Annotated in this window: 19 protein-coding genes; 6 read left to right on the top strand and 13 right to left on the bottom strand. The window is 36.3% G+C overall.

Annotated features, from left to right (window positions below; all coding sequences use genetic code 11):
- Positions 1 to 6: 6 nt before the first annotated feature.
- On the bottom strand, positions 7 to 1356 hold the full coding sequence (locus ACUN8G_RS12230; protein WP_437345302.1) for a TolC family protein: 1350 nt from the start codon (positions 1354 to 1356) through the stop codon (positions 7 to 9).
- A 395-nt stretch (positions 1357 to 1751) separates the two neighbouring features.
- Here ACUN8G_RS12230 and ACUN8G_RS12225 point away from each other — a divergent pair, with 395 nt between their 5' ends.
- On the top strand, positions 1752 to 2354 hold the full coding sequence (locus tag ACUN8G_RS12225) for a TetR/AcrR family transcriptional regulator (protein WP_437345303.1): 603 nt from the start codon (positions 1752 to 1754) through the stop codon (positions 2352 to 2354).
- Here the strand turns inward: ACUN8G_RS12225 and ACUN8G_RS12220 are convergent.
- The 5 genes from ACUN8G_RS12220 to ACUN8G_RS12200 are packed head-to-tail and all read right to left on the bottom strand — an operon-like array spanning position 2351 to position 6817.
- Positions 2351 to 2656 (bottom strand): thioredoxin family protein, encoded by a 306-nt coding sequence (locus ACUN8G_RS12220; protein ID WP_437345304.1) that lies wholly within the window; start codon positions 2654 to 2656, stop codon positions 2351 to 2353. The two genes, ACUN8G_RS12225 and ACUN8G_RS12220, sit on opposite strands and share 4 nt — an antisense overlap.
- 18 nt (positions 2657 to 2674) lie before the next feature.
- Positions 2675 to 3157 carry a hypothetical protein gene (locus ACUN8G_RS12215; protein WP_437345305.1) on the bottom strand — a complete coding sequence of 161 codons (483 nt, stop codon included), beginning with the start codon at positions 3155 to 3157 and terminating at the stop codon, positions 2675 to 2677.
- A 31-nt stretch (positions 3158 to 3188) separates the two neighbouring features.
- A complete protein-coding gene (locus ACUN8G_RS12210; RefSeq protein ID WP_437345306.1) occupies positions 3189 to 3638 on the bottom strand; it encodes an alanyl-tRNA editing protein in 450 nt (149 codons plus the stop codon).
- Between the two features lie 14 nt (positions 3639 to 3652).
- Entirely contained in the window at positions 3653 to 5818 is a 2166-nt protein-coding gene (locus ACUN8G_RS12205; protein WP_437345307.1) for a S9 family peptidase, read from the bottom strand.
- 27 nt (positions 5819 to 5845) lie between these two features.
- A complete protein-coding gene (locus ACUN8G_RS12200; protein ID WP_437345308.1) occupies positions 5846 to 6817 on the bottom strand; it encodes an aldo/keto reductase in 972 nt (323 codons plus the stop codon).
- A 103-nt stretch (positions 6818 to 6920) separates the two neighbouring features.
- On the opposite strand from ACUN8G_RS12200, the gene ACUN8G_RS12195 reads away from it, so the two are divergent.
- From ACUN8G_RS12195 to ACUN8G_RS12175, 5 genes are all read left to right on the top strand, one after another.
- Positions 6921 to 7109, top strand: coding sequence for a hypothetical protein (locus ACUN8G_RS12195; protein WP_437345309.1), 189 nt, complete (start codon positions 6921 to 6923; stop codon positions 7107 to 7109).
- Positions 7110 to 7554: 445 nt separating this feature from the next.
- Positions 7555 to 7986, top strand: coding sequence for a DUF5362 family protein (locus ACUN8G_RS12190; RefSeq protein WP_437345310.1), 432 nt, complete (start codon positions 7555 to 7557; stop codon positions 7984 to 7986).
- 53 nt (positions 7987 to 8039) lie between these two features.
- A complete protein-coding gene (locus ACUN8G_RS12185; protein WP_437345311.1) occupies positions 8040 to 8663 on the top strand; it encodes a cation diffusion facilitator family transporter in 624 nt (207 codons plus the stop codon).
- Positions 8664 to 8711: 48 nt separating this feature from the next.
- Complete coding sequence (locus ACUN8G_RS12180) at positions 8712 to 9224, top strand: hypothetical protein (protein WP_437345312.1); 513 nt, start codon at positions 8712 to 8714, stop codon at positions 9222 to 9224.
- A gap of 12 nt (positions 9225 to 9236) precedes the next feature.
- Positions 9237 to 11402, top strand: coding sequence for a TonB-dependent receptor (locus ACUN8G_RS12175; RefSeq protein WP_437345313.1), 2166 nt, complete (start codon positions 9237 to 9239; stop codon positions 11400 to 11402).
- Positions 11403 to 11405: 3 nt separating this feature from the next.
- On the opposite strand, the gene ACUN8G_RS12170 is transcribed toward ACUN8G_RS12175, so the two are convergent.
- The 7 genes from ACUN8G_RS12170 to ACUN8G_RS12140 form a co-directional block, all read right to left on the bottom strand.
- Positions 11406 to 11798 (bottom strand): NifB/NifX family molybdenum-iron cluster-binding protein, encoded by a 393-nt coding sequence (locus ACUN8G_RS12170; RefSeq protein ID WP_437345314.1) that lies wholly within the window; start codon positions 11796 to 11798, stop codon positions 11406 to 11408.
- Between the two features lies 1 nt (position 11799).
- Positions 11800 to 12102 (bottom strand): DUF134 domain-containing protein, encoded by a 303-nt coding sequence (locus ACUN8G_RS12165; RefSeq protein WP_437345315.1) that lies wholly within the window; start codon positions 12100 to 12102, stop codon positions 11800 to 11802.
- A 114-nt stretch (positions 12103 to 12216) separates the two neighbouring features.
- Positions 12217 to 12468, bottom strand: a complete 252-nt coding sequence (locus tag ACUN8G_RS12160; protein WP_437345316.1) for a DUF4342 domain-containing protein — start codon at positions 12466 to 12468, stop codon at positions 12217 to 12219.
- A 54-nt stretch (positions 12469 to 12522) separates the two neighbouring features.
- Positions 12523 to 13977, bottom strand: a complete 1455-nt coding sequence (locus ACUN8G_RS12155; RefSeq protein WP_437345317.1) for a sigma-54-dependent transcriptional regulator — start codon at positions 13975 to 13977, stop codon at positions 12523 to 12525.
- Positions 13978 to 13989: 12 nt separating this feature from the next.
- A complete protein-coding gene (locus ACUN8G_RS12150; RefSeq protein WP_437345318.1) occupies positions 13990 to 15471 on the bottom strand; it encodes a sensor histidine kinase in 1482 nt (493 codons plus the stop codon).
- Between the two features lie 9 nt (positions 15472 to 15480).
- Positions 15481 to 16788, bottom strand: coding sequence for an extracellular solute-binding protein (locus tag ACUN8G_RS12145; protein WP_437345319.1), 1308 nt, complete (start codon positions 16786 to 16788; stop codon positions 15481 to 15483).
- 59 nt (positions 16789 to 16847) lie between these two features.
- Entirely contained in the window at positions 16848 to 17906 is a 1059-nt protein-coding gene (locus ACUN8G_RS12140; protein ID WP_437345320.1) for a glycoside hydrolase family 5 protein, read from the bottom strand.
- Positions 17907 to 17909: the final 3 nt, after the last annotated feature.

Below are 17909 nucleotides of genomic sequence, written 5' to 3'. Positions count from 1 at the left end.
TCCAATCTAATTTAATATCTTGGTAAGAATACCTGCCGATTTCAGTATCGACATTTGACTCAAGTTATACTTATAAATACCTTCTAAGTATTCAGTTTTACTTTTGCTATAGAGTAATTGCGCATTAAGGACATCGAGCTGATTGGACATACCCTGCGAATAAAGAAGGCGTGCAATTCTGAGGGATTCCTGTGCGTGATCCAATGCATCTTTCAAATTCTTCAGATTTTTCTCCGATTCGAGATAGTTATAGTAACTTTGTTCGACATCCAATTGCACCGCATACTCCGTCTTTTTTTTCATGACTTCAATTTTATCTGAATTTATCTTAGCAATCTGCCAATCGATAATTCTTCTACCGCCTTCAAACAACGGAACATCCACCGTTAGCACAATCGACTTGGAACGAATGTAATCTTTCCATTGCACTTTAGAGTTCTCCATAGGCGCAGCATGATCGACACTGGCAGCCAGCGACACGACGGGAGCAAATTTGCTAAGAGCAAGTTTTTCACCTGCTATACTTGCATCCGCCTGGTAGTTTGCAATATTGAGCTCCGGGCGATTTTCATTGGAGAGCAATTTCAGACTTTCGAGCGAGATATCTTCCACGTCATTTAAAAAGTTTTTAATTTCGAGTGTATCGTTTATTACGAGAGAGTCGCTAAGAGAAATATTCAAAATGCTTTTTAGCCGTTGCTTGGATAATTTTATATTGGTTAAAGCAGATTCCAGTACTGGTAAAGTTGAAGAATACTGCGACCGTGCTCTTTGTATATCCAGTTCTGTAGCCATGCCAGCATTGTAGAATTTTTTCACCTGTTCGAGATTTTCGTATGCTACTTTGACTGCTTCATCAGCTGTTTTAATTAATTCTTTTGCAAGCAAAACAGAATAATACGTTGCGATAGCATCGTAAATAACCGACTCCTCTTTCCCTTTAAGTTCTTCTTTTAACGACTTCCTGAGCTTTTTTTGCAAATCGTAATTGAACCATCTGGCTCCGCCTGTAAACAAAGGCAACGATGCAACTATCGAATGCTGGAAATTATAAGGTGTTCCAACAGTGAACCTTTGACCCATAAAGACAAAAACGGGCAGTTCAATACTACGCTGAAATATTCCCTGATAATTCAACGACGGCATAAAGCTGGATAATGATTTCCAGGTTTCTAACTCCTGAATATTATAGTCGAGTCTTTTGTTTTGCAGTTCCAGATTATTTACTTTGGTAATTTCAATTACGTCTTTCCAACTCAAGTAGACAACATTTTTACTGCCCTGCGCAAATAAAAGATCAACTGATGATATAACAATAAACAACACTCCTGCGGCAAGGCTAATTACATTTTTCATTCACTTCTCCCGTGTTTTTTAGGATTAATCAAAATTTACATAGGTTAGACGACATAAACTTACAAGAGTTCATTTATAATGACTAAATAGTCAGTCAAAAATATAAATTACCCTCTAGTAATGCAAGTAAAGAAATCATTAAAATTTATATGCTTAACTGAAAATTGAAATTATGTCCCATTTTAAAATTTCTTCTGCTAAAAATAGCTTTCTAAATATTATTTTTGATAGTTTTTTTTTTGCTGCTTATTATTTTTATTTAATCTATCGTGAAAGTTTGTATCTATATTCGAATAACTATAAAAACCCACACAAACTGGAATGCGATGGAAGAAGTTTTGTATTCGTAGAAAAAATAAAATATATTTTTAATTGAAATCTCAGTTAATTATAAAATGCCTAGATCAAAAGAACAAAACGAAATAATTAGAGCCAGGACACAACAACTAATTATTGACAAAGCACTGGCTTTATTTTCGCAAAAAGGATTCGCTGCCACTACTGTAGACGATATCGCCCACACTGCTGGTATTTCGAAGGGTCTTATTTACAATTATTTTGAAAGTAAAGAAGCTATTCTAGATACATTATGGAACGAGGTCTATCAGATTGCAGAAACCATCGATTCAGAATTAAGCAAACTGAAAAATCCCTACGACAAAATAAAATACTTTATTAATTTCACCTTCGATTTTCTCGCAGAGAACGAAAACTTCTGGAAGCTTTATGTATCAATAGCACTTCAGCCTAACATGCTAAAAAAGACCCAGCAAATTACCTTTGAAATCAGCCGAAAAATGATGCCGAAAGCTTTTGAAATTTTCAAGGAAGCCGGATTTAAAAATCCTGTCGAAGAAGCCTATTTTTTTAGCGCAGCTCTTGACGGAATTGCTCTCAATTATTTCTTCGACAAAAAGAATTTCCCGCTCGATAAAATGCGGAAATTTCTCCTCGATTACTATTCTGAAAATTCAATTCGTAAAAGGAACCGGAATTAAAAATAAAGATCGTAAATTCTGCTTATTCTGTCTCTTAATTCATCAAGTCCAACAAACCTCGAGAGACGGAAATTTTCTTTGCCGTCGACAAACAAGATTAAAGTGGGCACGGCAAAAACATTTAATTGTGCAGCCACTTCTCTGTCAACCGATACATCAACATATTGAAATATCACTTCGGGATATTCCTTTTCAAGCAATTCTTTAACTTTTGGCTTCAAGACTTTACATACTTTGCAGTCAGGGGTACTAAAATAGCCGAGAACAATTCCGTTATTTTTAATCAAGTTAACTTCACTCATTATTTTTTTTTGAAATATTCAGGATTTAGTTACCGCAAAAACATCCGCCTCTCTGTAATAAATTACCTCGCCATGGTAAAGAATGGTTTCGCCCAGATTTATTAAATTACCTTTACTGTTGATTTCCTCAAATTCAGCTACCGATTCAATTCTATCATAGCGATTAACATTTATTACAAAGTAGATATGGTTGGTATGGGCAAGATTAAGATATTTTTCGAGCTTGTCGTTACTCTTAATTCTGAGATAACTTATTACACCTTTTCTATTATTGATTATTGCGTTCAAATATTTGCAATGATTTTTTTGAGTGGTGCCAATAAGCGTGGTGTCGAACAATACTCTCTTTCCGAGATAATTTCCCGGCTCTTCCTCTGCGAAAACAATTTCATGAAATTGGAGAGCCGCAAATTTTGAAATCGGTTGTTTATCACTTACCAAATTCATCTCTTTTGAATTAAAGAGTGAAAGCGCAAATAAGGTTATTACGATAATCGGCATAGAATATTTTTTAATAGCAGTGCTAATGATTTTATGCTCCAATTTTAAAACGGACTCTCAATACACCTTCCTGATAGCTCGTCGAAACAATCCGGAAACTTTTAATTTCACTCGTGGAATTTACGTGTACTCCACTGCAGGGACAAGCGTCGTAATCGCCAATTTTAATGATCCTGATTACTTCACCTGCTTCTTCTGGCAACCGCTCTAAATTGAATTGTGTTTCTGCTTCAGACCTGTTCATAAATTTCTCCTCGACTATCAGATCCTCTTGAATCAACTTATTAATAATTTCTTCTATTTTTTTAATTTCATCTTCAGTTAAATTTCTATCGAATTTATAGTCGCACTTGGATTTTTTCTTTTCGATATGTGCGCAAAAAGCTCGGCCGCAGTTATAAATTTTATTCATCGTTCCATTCAAAAGATGCTCTGCAGTATGCATCGGCGGATAATATTCTTTGGGATTTTCGTTATACAAATTCTTTCCTCCTCTTATTCAATTACCAGTTCTTTATTCAATAATTTTTTAAAGATAAATTCTGCAATAGTCTTTTGTGCATGAAAATAATGAGGCGACCTGATACCGTGTCGTTGATTCGGATAGAACATCATTTCAAAATTCTTATTTAACTGCTGTAATTTATCAATGAGTTGAATTGAGTTTTGCATATGTACATTATCATCCATCGTGCCGTGAATTATTAACAACCCCCCTTTATAATTATCCACGTAATTGAGGACTGAAGCATTTTTATAACCATCAGGATTTTCTTCCGGTGTATCCATATATCTTTCAGTATAAACATTATCGTATAATGTCCAATCCATAACTCCAAATTCTGCAATGCCGTAATTAAAATACTCCGGTGCAGATGTAAGAGCGAGAGCTGTTACATAGCCTCCGTAACTTCCCCCGTTAATTGCAATTTTTGTCGTATCGACAAAGGGCAGATGTTTCAGCCATTTCACGGCTTCGATATAATCGTGCATTTCCCAAGTACCCAATTTTCTGTGCATTAAGTCGGTTCCGGATTTTCCAAAATGTCCGCTACCTCGGTGATCAACGCTCAGATAAATAATCCCGTTTTGAGCCAGATAATAAGGTTCCAGTCTATAAGGGAAAGAGTTTCTAACCGTAGGCGAGTTTGGCCCACCGTAAATACTTAATAAAACAGGATATCTTTTTGTAGAATCAAAATCGGTCGGCAAATACCACAATGCAGGCAATTCATAACCATCTTCAGTTTTTATTTTAAATAATTCGGCTTTGGGTAAATTGTATTCGTCAAAAATTTCGGCTTTTGAATTTCCTATTTCTCTTATCAATTCTCCTTCTTTGTTACACAAAAGAAGTACTGGTGGTGTATCAATGCTACTGAATCTGTCAATAAAATATTTACCACTTGGAGAAAGATTGCATACGTGCGTTCCCGCTTCTTTGGTTAATTTTTTTATTTTATTGTTATTTATGTTCACAACATAAAGATGACGCTCAGTTGAGTTATTCGACCATCCATGGAAATAAACCAGTTTGTTTGTTTCGTCTACAAATTCAAGTGATGTAACGTTTATGTTTGGATCGCCTGTTAGTTTCTTTATCAACTTACCATTTCCGTCATAAAGATAAAGACGATAATATCCATCGATGCCGGTGCGAATAATAAAGTCGTTACTATTCTTCATAAAATAGATATCTTCATACCATTCGACCCAGGTTTTCTGGTGTTCGGTATGAAGAAGTTGCTTATTACCGTTGTTCAGATCAATACGATATAGTTTTATTGTATCCTGTTTACGATTCATCCATTGAACAGTAAGTTGTGAATCGTGTGTCCACACTGGCCAGGCGATGTACTGGTCGTTTGTGTCGGGGAAATCAGCCCACACTATATTATTCTTTTCAATATTTACAATTCCTAATTTTACGAAAGGATTTGGGTCGCCTGCTTTAGGATATCTCTGTCTTTCAATTGAGCCGTGCTGTCCGTCTGCTTTGAACAGGATAAATTCAGGGACGGGAGAATCGTCGAATCTGAGGAAAGAAATTTTTTTTGAATCCGGTGCCCACCAGAATGCTGCATAATTTGTCGAGCGGCCGAGTATTTCTTCCATATAAACCCACGAAGCCCAGCCATTGTAAATTAAATCGCTGCCGTCTTCCGTCAGCCTGAATTCTTGTTCGTTTTCTATATCGTAATAATAAAGATCATTTTCTTTTGTGTAAGCTACTTTTTTTCCGTCGGGCGAGAATTTTGGATTTTTTTCTTCAGCTTTGTCTTCGGTCAGTCTTTTAAATACATTTTCTTTCACCGAGAGATAGTAGAGATCATTATCCTGTATGAAGATAAACTTAGTATAGTCGTTGTTATTAGTTAACGCTTCGTCAATATTAAAACCTTCGGGCAAATCAAGTTCTGAATAATCCAGGTACTTCACTCTTTCATTATTCGTTACGTTTACTTTTTCAATTATTTTTTTCCCCTCCTTAACGCTCAATTCCAGATGATATTCATCGTCGAACCATCCTTTAATTTGAGGTAATGATTTTATAAGTCTCGGTTGACCATAATAATACGCCTGTTGAAAAGTAAGGTTTTTATTTTGTCCATAAATTAGAGAAGTAACAATAACAAGAAGTAAAAAATTTTTTGATTTCATTTTCAGCCTCAGAATTTATTAATCAATTTACCAGGCATAAGCTTCAGGAGCTTGATTACCCGGTCCAGGCCATATTTCATCGAGCTTTTTGAGTGTGTCTTGGTCAAGTTTTAAATTCAATGCGTTGTAATTATCTTCAAGTTGTTCAACGGTTCTCTGTCCAATTATGGGCGAAGTTACTGCTGGATTTGACATAACCCATGCTAAAGCAACGTCGGCTGGTCTTTGTCCAATATCTTTACACAATTTTTCATAAGCTTCCAATTGAGAGCGTAATTTTTCGACCGATTTACGCAGTGGCTCTCTGGTTCTTCTTCCCTCTTTAGCATTTTCGAGTACGCCACATAGAATTCCTCCGCCCAAAGGGCTCCATGGTATTAAACCGATGCCAAATGCCTTGCAGGCAGGAATTACTTCTAACTCGATATGTCTATTGCGTAAACTGTAGATGCTCTGTTCTGAAATAATACCCAGGAAATTTCTTTCCTTTGCTTTATAAAACGCTTCGGTTAAATTCCAGGCTGCAAAATTTGAACTGCCTAAATAAATAATTTTTCCTTCTCTCACCAATTGTTCCATTGCCTGATAGATTTCGTCCCACGGAGTATTTCTGTCAATGTGGTGCATCTGATATAAATCAATGTGGTCAGTTTTGAGCCTTCTTAAACTATCCTCGCAGGCTTTTTTAATATGATAGGCAGAGAGACCCGAATCATTAGGACCGTCTCCCATTTTTCCATATACTTTAGTTGCAAGTACAATTTTATCGCGTCTCGAAGGTTCTTCAGAAAGCCATTTACCGATCAATTGCTCGGTATAACCAGTACCTTTATCCCACCCATAAACATTCGCAGTATCAATAAAATTTATACCCAACTCAAGAGCACGGTTCATTATTCTAAAACTATCTTCATCGCTTGTATAAGGTCCGAAATTCATAGTACCAAGACATAATCTGCTTACTTTTAGACCCGACCTGCCTAAGTGAGTATATTCCATAATTCCTCCGTTCTATAACCATTAAGCTCTTTCTAATTTACTAAAGATTTTCTTTTTAGCACAAAAAAATTTATTTTCTTATAAACTTTTTAAGGAAAATAAGATGGGCTCTTTCTCCTGTCAATATATCGATAGTGAAAAAGGTTATTGCCTCAGAATAAAACAAGACTGCATACCGGGTAGACCAGGATGTGTGTTGAAAGGGAAATATGTATTCGCAATACCAATCGAAGAAAGGTTACCCAAAAATAAAGAGAAAAAAGACGATAAAAATAAAAAATCCGGGAAATAATCTGTTATTACTGATTTTTACTTTTTGTTTGTAAAAATCAAAAAACTTGACCAATGAAACGATTTGTCCTCAACTCCCCAAAATATTAGCAGAAATATATGTTCTTGAATATATAAAAAACTACATTTTATATAGCAAGTTGAAAATAAAATCAGATCAGATTATATTCCGAAAAATTGAGGAAGACATAATTTATATAAAGAGACACAGCAACATTGAAAACAACAAACATGCTCCGTAAAATTACTGACAAAATATCGCAACATAGTTTTTCCTGCAGCAGCGAATCCGTTTTTATGACAATAAAAATCTATATGACCTAAGTAAGGAATGGGAAAAATATTATTTGAATTTGTAGACGATACTAATTTGTTCTGGATTGAGGCAAATGCTACATTGACTGATGAATTTTTCGATTATTTACAATTACAATAAAGAGGTAATCATGGATGAATTCAGCGAATTAAATATCGAAGAAACACCACAACCAGTAAATCTATTCAAACTTAATTTCGAAAAGATGATCCGTGATATGCGCTTTGTGGGTATCTTTTTAATCATTTACGGAACATTAACATGCCTTTCGATAATCGGCGCAATAATTGGGATACCGATCATTATAATCGGATTGCGAATTCGCGAATCTGCAGAACAATTCGAAATTTATAAATTGACTAATCAAAGTGCAGCTTTGCGTCTGGGCTTCGAATTACAGGGTAAATATTTTCGTCTTGCTAAGATTATTATCATCGTTTCATTAATATTTACCATTATCTGGTTCGTCATTATTTTCGGATTTCTAATATCGAGTTTTCACACTCTCTATCAACTGGATAAGATGGAATATAACTCGATTAGCCTGTTTGGTAGGCTGTAAAACTCTAATAAATTACCTATATTTAGATAGCATATCTTTAATAACGAAACAATATGAATAAAAACTATAAGGTTGCTTTTCTTTTGACATATATTACAATCGGGTATAATATACTCGAAGGACTAATATCGGTTATCTGGGGTATTGAAGATGAAACTCTCTCGTTACTTGGATTTGGAATCGACTCATTTGTCGAAGTAATGTCGGGTATCGGTTTGCTGCATATGCTAATTCGAATAAAAAACAATAACGGTCAGACAAGCGATAGGTTTGAAAGAACGGCTCTCAGAATTACAGGAGTGGGATTTTATATTCTTTCGGCAGGTCTGATTGTCGGCTCTTTAATAAATGTTTTCTCAAGCCATAAGCCAGATACAACGGTTGTAGGAATTATTATTTCTGTGATTTCTATTTTTACAATGTCAACATTAATTTATTATAAAATGAAAATAGGCAAGGCGCTCCAGTCGGATGCAATAATTGCAGATGCAAAATGTACTAAAACCTGTCTTTATTTATCCATAATACTGCTGGCAGCAAGTGCCGGCTACGAATTAACGGGCATAGGCGGAATCGATTCGATTGGCGCTGCTGCGATTGCCTGGTTTTCGTATAGAGAAGGGAAAGAAGCTTTTGAAAAAGCAAGGGGCAATTTAATTTGTTCTTGTGAACATTGATAACGAGTAAAAATTAGAATAAATAATTACACTAATGTTTAGTCTTCAATGAAAAAGAATCTACTTATAATAGTGTTCTCGGTTCTCTTTTTATTAAAATGCGACGGCGGAATTGAACCAGAACCGGTTAAACCAGAAGGTCCTACCGGCTTCAAAGGCACGATTACATTCACCGGCATCTGGCCTGAAGGTGTAAAAAGGACCCATCTGGTTGTATTTAAGAAGCCTATTGAAAAAACAGAAGATTTTTTCCCGCCTAATCTCAGCTTCGTTTCCGATTCGATACCGTATGGCAGTTCTGTATTCAATTACAGTTCAATAGAAAATAATTTTTTGCCAATACTTCAACTGGGCGAAGGCACATATTCGTATGTTGTTGTGGCTCAGTCGAAAACTGAAACAATCTCATTCGAAAGAAAGGATTGGTACGTGGTTGGAGTTTACTGCAACAACAACAATCAATCGAGTCCAAAAGAACTAAAATTACGTGCCGGTGAAATTACAGAAGGAGTAAACATAAACGTTGACTTTAACAATCCGCCTCCTCAGCCTCCATATTAAAGGAGATAAAACATGTACAGATTTTTTTTATTTATTTTTCTTTTAGGAAATTTATCGCTTGCCCAGAAGGGAAAAATAACAGGCAGAATTGTTGAAGAAGATTCACAACCAATTATAGGCGCTAACATAATTATAAGTGGAACATCTTACGGAGCAGCAACTGACGAAAAAGGAAGGTATGAAATCAGAGGCATTCCCTATGGCCACTATACGATAGAAGTCTCCTGCGTCGGATATCAAAAAGTCAGCAAAAAAATTACTATTAACAAAGAACTAACTGAAATTAATTTTATTTTACAGGAATCAGCCGTTGAAACTGAACAAATATTGATAACCGCCTCAAAGTTCGAGCAAAAGAAAGAAGATTTATCGGTAAGTGCATTTGTAATTAAACCCGATTTAATATCTCACAAGAATTATCTGGCTTTCGATGAATTACTTAGAGATATTCCCGGCATACAAGTAAATCTTGAGCAGGTTAGTATCCGTGGTTCGAGTGGCTACAGTAAAGGAGTTGGTGCAAGAGTACTTGTGGCAATTAATGGAATACCATTTTACAGTGGTGATAACGGAGATATTGTCTGGGAAATGATTCCAATTTCTGATATTGAACGCGTAGAGGTCATTAAAGGTCCGGCAAGTTCACTCTATGGCACATCGGCTATTGGAGGCGTTATTAATATAATTACCAAAGATGTTGCACAAATTCCAGTGACTTACATCAAATCTTATGCAGGTTTTTATGATAATCCTTCTTACGATATTTGGAAATGGAATAATAACCTGCGTACTTTCTACGGCACAGAGATATCTCATTCATCGTCGGTAGCAGGAGTTGGATATACAGTATCCATAAAGAAGTTCGACAACATGAGTTATCGCCAAAATGATTTTCGGAAAAATTATCTCGGATATTTTAAAGTAAACAAGACAATCGACACAAATCAATCGATACTTTTATTTGGCAATTATTTATACATGGACAGAGGTAATTTTTTATACTGGAAAGACTCTCGCAATGCGTTAGTACCGAAAGACGAAGATAACGGCAACACGGTAAAATCGAACCGCTTTTTCAGCGGATTGGTATATAACAACAGGCTAACGGAAAATTTGAATTCAACATTCAAATTGAGTTATTATTATACACGATTCGACGGCTACGGTATCGAAGTAACAACATCAACAGCCAATCTTTATAGAACCGAAGCCATTTTTAATTATTCGAACAAAGGTAATTTTAATTACACTGGCGGAATCGAAATATCCGGGGCGACAGTAAAATCGAATATTTTTTCAGACACACGATTCGGAGGAGGGGCACTTTATTTTCAAACGGAATACCGAGGTATTAAAAATTTAATTGCCACTTTAGGGCTCCGTTACGACTACATTAAACTCGATACAATAAAAGGAAAAAATGCCATAACACCTCGTATTGGATTTAATTACAAAATAACGAGCAATCTAATTTTAAGATCATCTATAGGCACAGGTTTCAGAGCACCAACACCTGCCGAAGTGTTTACAACGGCAGGGATTGCAGGAGGCATAGACGTCGAGCAAAATCCGGATTTGAAATCGGAAACAAGCTTTTCTTTCGAAAGTGGTCTCATTTATAACCCGACAGACTATTTTTATATCGATATGGCTTTTTATCAGACCAATTACAATAACTTTATAGAGCCGAATCTTACAAAAACAGGCGATATAAAATTTATAAACCTAACTAAGGCAAGAATACAGGGTACAGAAATATTGTGCAACTGGACGCCCATTCCTTCATTATTAAACTTAACCGTCGCATACAATTATATGTGGGCAAGAGATATCGAAAAGAACCGACCAATGAAATATCGCCCGCGCAACACTGTTAATTTACATATTGGTCTTACCAAGCAGCCGTTTGAGTTGAGTGCCGATTTCAGGTACTCAAGCAAAGTAGAAGAAATAGACCTCGAGCTGACCGAACCACCATTAGCTCTTATAAAAGACGGTTATAAACGAGTCCCTGTTTATGTAGTTGATTTAGCAGGTGGGGTTAATTTTATTTTTAGTAATATAGCTGCTTCATTAAAATTGAGTGTTAAAAACTTACTCAATTATAATTACGTCGAGTTTATCGGGAATTTAGCACCCATTCGTAATTATTCGATCAGCGCAGAGGTCTATTTCTAATTTTCAGTGCCTGCCGTGATGGCAAACATTATCTTCTCTTTCTATTAATTGACCCGCCAGATATTTTTCAACTGCACTGTCGGCATTTTCTTCGTCAGTCATAAAAGGTTTTATGCCGTTAGCCTCGAGGTCTTCCACCAATCTCCAGCCGCCCGATGTAAAAATTAAAACATCTACTCCTTTCAGCGCTTCTATCAGTCTTTCGTGTCCGTACCTATGACTCTCGCCGTGATGATGCTCGCCCCTGCCTTGACGACCGTGATTAGTAAAAGTGTTCTCGAGATACTGTTTGCCGAGAATTTTCCCTTCAGAGCATTCGTAAATGATAAAACCGTTTACACGTCCGATATGTCCGGACACATGCAAATTGTCGTCTGATGCAACTGCTATTTTCATTTTATTCCTCCTTTAATTTGTTAAAATAATCCTGTTTAATTCTGAGCGCCTTACCGTTGATAATTGCATCTGCAATTTTTCTCCTTGCAGATTTAAGAATTCGACCAAAAGTAGGTCGGGATATTTCCATCTTCTCAGCTCCAGTCTCGTGGTCGTAACCATTATAGTCAGCCCAGTAGATTGCCTCGACCTCGTCTTCAGCCAGTACATTTTCTAATAATTCATACATTGGAATTCCACGCGGTTTGAAATAATATGCTGTCGGATAACACTTTATTCTTCTATTTTTTTTAGGTCTGGGCATACAATAATTATGAGCATATGTTCATAACAAAATTATAAAATACTACTATAATAATCCAGCAAATTATTTGGTGTTTGTTAATCGTGGTTGACGAAATTACGTCAGGATAATAATTTAAGGATTGATATCTTCTTCATGCCTTCTGATGACTTCAACAGTAAAATTTGCAGCCATTCCGGCGAGTGCGCCAACGGCAGCCAATACTGGTGCGAAGAAAGCTCCAAGCACTGCAACAGTTACAGGTATTTCGATATACGTATTCCCTTTTTCATCTTTTATTATTATTCGCCTTACGTTCCCTTCTTTGATTAACTCTTCTATCTTAGCAAGAAGCTCCTTTCCCTTTACTTTGAATTGATTAATCATAATTCTCCCGAAATTTTAATAAATCAGACGCATACAATAAGCCAGAAGTTCTGTTTATTTTAAACCAAGTTCTTTACACATACGATAAAAGTTGGAAGGTGCCAATCCGAGCTTTTCTGCTGCAGCAGAATCCGAACTTGAGATGCTCCTTACATACTTGAAATACCGTATTCTGAATCTCCTTTCCACTTCTTTCAAAGGCAGCACCTGTCCTTCGTATAAATCTTCAAAGCCCGATTCTTCTTTCGACACGATATTATTGCCAAGTATCATTGGATTGCTAACATCCTTAGCAGTGATGCGGTCGGGACAGTTCAGCACCAATCTTTGTACTACATTTCTCAATTCTCTAACATTGCCAGGCCACTTGTAATTCAACAAGATTTCCTTAGCGCTTTCTTCCACCACCGGCCTGGTAAATCCGAGGTCCTGACTGAAGTAGTCGAGAAAATGTTCAAACAACAAAATGATATCATTACCGCGCTGACGCAAAGGGACTATTTCAAGCGGCACAACATTTAGTCGATAATATAAATCTTCCCTGAAGCGATTATTGTTAACTTCGTGAGCAAGATTTTTATTCGTAGCTGCGATTATTCTAACATTAACCGATATTTTTCCAGTTCTGCCAATCTTTTCAATCTCTCCCTCCTGCAACACTCTCAATAATTTTACCTGAGCCGTTGGAGAAAGTTCACCCACTTCATCGAGGAAAAGAGTTCCATTATTAGCAACTTCGAACAATCCAGGTTTTTCTCTGTTTGCACCTGTAAACGAACCTTTTTCGAAACCGAACAATTCGCTTTCTAACAAGTCACTCGGAATGCTTCCACAGTTAATCGGTACAAAATTCTCGTATTTCCTTTTGCTTCTCAGGTGAATATTCCATGCAACCAATTCTTTGCCTGTGCCCGACGGACCGTTGATCAATATATTTACATCACTTTTGGCATACTTTTCAATGTTTTCTTTCAATTGAAGCATCGGTTTCGATTCGCCGATTATTTTTTTTGCTTCCAGTAAATTTTCTATACTCTTCTTAAGTCTTCTGTCGGATTTCAATTTTTGTTTTTCGAGTTTCTTTTTTTCGTATGCGTTGAAAATACTTAGAATAAAATCTGTAGGTTGATAAATGTATTCTTCGATGTTACCCGGATATTTTGTACAATACCAGAAAGCTCCAGCCTGAAGTAACTTATTGGCAAAGTCATAATTGGTAATGTTAATTGTCATTTTTGTTACTACGATAATCTGAATGAGTGGGTCGTAGCTCTTCATTTTTGAAATCAGCTCCTCCCCTTTCAAGCCACCCGATATTTGATAGTCCATAATAACAACGTCGTATTTATCAGGATTATCCCTGATTAAAGACAGGGCAGCCATACCATTTGAAACAGTGTCAAGCAATCTTATTCTGGAGTTGTAGTAGTCGAGCGTATTTTTTACTCTTCTTACATCAAATTCTTCGTCTTCAACAAGTAAAATGTTAATCATATCTTGTTTCTGCATACGATATCTTCCTTAATTTTTTATTTTAATAGTGAATCGGCAACCGCCTTCTTTTATATTTTCAACGTCGAGTTCCCATCCACATTTTTCAACCGCCATCTGATATGCAATATAGCAACCATAACCCGAATTAGTAGCTTCAAGTTTTTTGGTGGAAATATTTTCAAGAAATATCTTTTTAACACCTTTTGAATCGACTTCTAATAATTCGCTTTTTATTCCAACGCCATCGTCTTCAATAGTTATAATCGTTTGGCCTTTATCCTTATCACGTTTTGTTTTTATTTTAATTTTTACCGAATCTTTTTGACTGTGGTCAATACTGTTATGTATCAAAGGTTCAAGAATTTCCCATACCACAAATTCATTAACATTAACCGGAGGAATATCGTCGTCAAGCAATAATTCAAAACTGAACATGTCGTTGCGACTTGAGATTCTAAGGAAAATATTCTCCACTATGAATTTTATTACTTCGTTAATGTTAGTATGGAACATCGGGTTAATAATTGTATTGATTTCCTGGTCGTACCATTTCATGTCATATATAATTCTCGAAATGAAATTCGAATATGTCAGCACTCTCTTTTTCAATTCATCGATTCCTTCGCTGTTCATCTTGCGGACATCTTCCTTGATAAAACCAATTATCTTTTCGGCTTTATGATGAGTATGGTAAATTCTTTTTGTAAAGAGCGACTCCTTTTCGAGTCGGATTTGTTTTTTGATATTTTCTTCGTGCTCCTGGAAAAACTTTTTCTGAGCTTCGTTCCTTTCTTTTACTGCCTGTGAAGAAATGTAAAAGATAATCACAAGTCCAAGAAAAATTAAGGACGTATAGATTACAGCAACTTTATCGAAATTCGAAGTTACTTCATTTGTAAGAAACGTAAAGTCAGGTGTAATCTTCATATACATTACACCGAGATATTCGCCGTCGGGTACGAAGGGCACAAGTATTTTAAAGGTTTTATTATTTTCCAGAATCGAATAAATGGTTTCCGAAGCCCTTATTTCATCTCTATAATCGAGAAATAGTTTTACCGCTTCGGAATGACTGTTAACGCCCGTTTCGTAGGGTGCGAGTTTGTTCGTAAGGAATGCGTAGAGTTTTTGTCCACTGTCAATAACATATATGCGATGGTTCTTTAGAAGAATCAGACTTATATCTTCCACACTTTTCTGGATTAACTGCTGTTTGAAGATTACGTTAAACGAGTAAGTGATTTTCCTCTGGTCGTACTCGGACATTGGTTTTTCCATAAAGAGATTTTCATAAAGCAATTCCATACTAGTCGTAGTAATAATAGCCAGCCGTTCGGTGGAATATTTTTGATACCAGTCCTGAGTTTCATTTAAGAAATCGCTAAGCGATGATTTTTGAACAAAAGCCATTACGAGCTGAAAAATAATAAGTACGAACAGGAACGCCGAGATATGCCTGATTTCGAATCGATATTTAGTAAACTTATTTTTTAATTTTTGTCGTACCATAAATTTAAGTCATCGCTCCTGTAAAATATTTTTCTCAAGTTGAATTGCATTGGTAGCTTTGATGAGCGCTTCTTTAACGGAGATACGATTTTTTAAAGCCTCGTCGATATAGTACGACATAATTTTAGAAAATCTCGTATAGTCAGGATGTGCTGGTCGATGTTTTGCCGTTTTGAGATATTCTTTGATTTTCGGTATTTCAGGATATTTACTCAAATACGACGGATCTTCATAAAATCTTTTAATTACAGGATAATGCCCACTTAATTTATAAAAAATTTCCTGGGCTTCGTCGCTCAGCAAAAATTTCAGGAAATCGATTGTCTCTTTCTTCTTCGTAGAAAATTTAGAAACCATCAAATCCCATCCACCTACGATCGATGTAGGCACGCCGCCCTTAAAATACGGTATCCACATTTTTTTGAGTCTCGATTGCTTCTCTTTATCGTAAGCTTCATTAATAAAGTCCATATCGTAAGTGGGCCAGCCGTGAATTACAAAACCGTCATTATTAATAAAGTATTCGTAACTTGATATCTCGGTAAACTTAGTGACATCGGGCGGTGTCGCATTATATTTATAAATCAGGTCGACCATAAATTGCAAAGCCTTTTCGGCTTCAGGTCTATCGAGGTTAAAACCATATTGTTGAAAGTAATTTGGATTCTGGCTTAAAAGGAATTCCATAAAATTACAAATCATACCTTCGTAATCGGCGGCGGGGAAAATATAAAACGGTTTATCACCTTTATATTGGCTTCTGTAGTCAAGGAATTCTTCCCAGGTAATATTTGTACTATCGAACTTGTTTATCATTTCTTTACCATTGGGGAGCGTTTCGACCAGATCTTCCCGATAATAGCAGATACTGTTCACAAGAACTAACGGGACAGCAACAAGTTCGCCGTTGTAATAACACGATTCGACTGCCAGAGGCAGCAGTCGCTTTTTTTCTTCTTCGGTCAGATATTTGTCGAGTGATTCTCCCCATTTTGCAAATCTTTGCACCCAGATAATATCAACGGCAAAGAGATCAATCCCGTCGCCAGTGCCTCGTAACGAACGAGCCAGCACTTCCTTTCTTTCATTCGTACTAAAATCAAAATTGGGAAAGTCGATTGGTACAATGCGTACTTTCCCTTTATTCCTCTCGTTATAAATTTCAATTAATTTTTCATGAGCGGCAGTAATTCTGTCGGCAAAATAAATTTCGATTACCTCATCGCCTGCACGCCGATTAACATAATAGTTAATCGCATAATAAGCGAAGACCGAGACAATCAGTATACCAAGCGCCCATTTAAATTTAGTATTCATAAGTTATCTGTTCTGCTTGCATTCGTAAAATAATATTCGCAGCACTTTTATTCATCGCATTATTTTTTCTCTTGCATTACTGCTTTATAAAAGTTACCGCTGTCGGTGAGTTCATATGTGTCCCACGACTTGAACATTTTCGGATGCCATTCCGGATCAAATACCCACCAGACCCAGCTAATGCCTCTGGATTCAAGATAATTAATAATTGCCTCACCATATTCGCCGTTTGAATTAATGGATTCATTATCCATTGTAAAACCAATTTCAGTTGCAATAATTGGATATTTCTGAGCGGCAAAACCAAAATTTTCTTCCCATTTCGGTTCCCACGGTTTCGTGCGCTTATGAGGATATGGGTGCGTTACGTATCCGATATTTTCAGCTTCAACTGGTTCAATTAATAAAGGAGTAAGGTCATAAGCCCAATCGAATCCAGCTACCAATGGAATCGTTTCGTTATCATAAGCTCTGATCAACGTAATCATTTTTTCATTGAGTTCTTTCCATTCTGCCCACGACATCGTTCCGAGCTGATTAAAAAAGAGAGTCGGTTCGTTGAACAATTCATAAAAAGCCACCGTATTATTACCACTGTATCTTCGTGCAATAGTTCGCCAGAATTCGAACGTTTCTTTTTTAGTTGTCTCGTACATGGGATCCTGAAACAACTCCATACCGAGATTTCCTATTGTATGCCAATCAATAATAACATACATTCCCAATTCTGTGCACCAATCGATGGCCTGATCGAGCAGCTTCAAATAATTTTCGGCTCCTCGTTCCCGCCAGGCAACTGGATGAACTGGAATACGGATAATCATTGTACCAAGTTCTTTAACTTTTTCGAAATGCCTTTTATTCCAGTGTCCTTGTTTTTCAATTTTATCGGGATCGGAAATTGAAACACCTCTGAATAAAATTGTATCACCAGTTTCATCTACAAAACGATTGCCTGCTACTTTAATCAGAGGGAGTTTTTTCTTGTTGGGGGTTTCGAATGTTTCTCTTAAATATGTATCGTGCCACCAGGCATGATACTCGGTTTTTTGTGCATTTGTAAAATTGATTCGACCGATTAATAGAAACAACGCAATTAACTTAATAATACTTCTCATTTT

This window comes from Melioribacter sulfuriphilus (assembly GCF_052656625.1).
This window is presented reverse-complemented; position numbering and strand designations above follow the sequence as displayed.

Bases quoted from the DNA above. Each gene is read 5' to 3' on its own strand.
- ACUN8G_RS12230 (WP_437345302.1), bottom strand. From the start codon at position 1,356: ATGAAAAATGTAATTAGCCTTGCCGCAGGAGTGTTGTTTATTGTTATA.
- ACUN8G_RS12225 (WP_437345303.1), top strand. From the start codon at position 1,752: ATGCCTAGATCAAAAGAACAAAACGAAATAATTAGAGCCAGGACACAA.
- ACUN8G_RS12220 (WP_437345304.1), bottom strand. From the start codon at position 2,656: ATGAGTGAAGTTAACTTGATTAAAAATAACGGAATTGTTCTCGGCTAT.
- ACUN8G_RS12215 (WP_437345305.1), bottom strand. From the start codon at position 3,157: ATGCCGATTATCGTAATAACCTTATTTGCGCTTTCACTCTTTAATTCA.
- ACUN8G_RS12205 (WP_437345307.1), bottom strand. From the start codon at position 5,818: ATGAAATCAAAAAATTTTTTACTTCTTGTTATTGTTACTTCTCTAATT.
- ACUN8G_RS12200 (WP_437345308.1), bottom strand. From the start codon at position 6,817: ATGGAATATACTCACTTAGGCAGGTCGGGTCTAAAAGTAAGCAGATTA.
- ACUN8G_RS12195 (WP_437345309.1), top strand. From the start codon at position 6,921: ATGGGCTCTTTCTCCTGTCAATATATCGATAGTGAAAAAGGTTATTGC.
- ACUN8G_RS12190 (WP_437345310.1), top strand. From the start codon at position 7,555: ATGGATGAATTCAGCGAATTAAATATCGAAGAAACACCACAACCAGTA.
- ACUN8G_RS12185 (WP_437345311.1), top strand. From the start codon at position 8,040: ATGAATAAAAACTATAAGGTTGCTTTTCTTTTGACATATATTACAATC.
- ACUN8G_RS12180 (WP_437345312.1), top strand. From the start codon at position 8,712: ATGAAAAAGAATCTACTTATAATAGTGTTCTCGGTTCTCTTTTTATTA.
- ACUN8G_RS12175 (WP_437345313.1), top strand. From the start codon at position 9,237: ATGTACAGATTTTTTTTATTTATTTTTCTTTTAGGAAATTTATCGCTT.
- ACUN8G_RS12170 (WP_437345314.1), bottom strand. From the start codon at position 11,798: ATGAAAATAGCAGTTGCATCAGACGACAATTTGCATGTGTCCGGACAT.
- ACUN8G_RS12165 (WP_437345315.1), bottom strand. From the start codon at position 12,102: ATGCCCAGACCTAAAAAAAATAGAAGAATAAAGTGTTATCCGACAGCA.
- ACUN8G_RS12160 (WP_437345316.1), bottom strand. From the start codon at position 12,468: ATGATTAATCAATTCAAAGTAAAGGGAAAGGAGCTTCTTGCTAAGATA.
- ACUN8G_RS12155 (WP_437345317.1), bottom strand. From the start codon at position 13,977: ATGCAGAAACAAGATATGATTAACATTTTACTTGTTGAAGACGAAGAA.
- ACUN8G_RS12150 (WP_437345318.1), bottom strand. From the start codon at position 15,471: ATGGTACGACAAAAATTAAAAAATAAGTTTACTAAATATCGATTCGAA.
- ACUN8G_RS12145 (WP_437345319.1), bottom strand. From the start codon at position 16,788: ATGAATACTAAATTTAAATGGGCGCTTGGTATACTGATTGTCTCGGTC.
- ACUN8G_RS12140 (WP_437345320.1), bottom strand. From the start codon at position 17,906: ATGAGAAGTATTATTAAGTTAATTGCGTTGTTTCTATTAATCGGTCGA.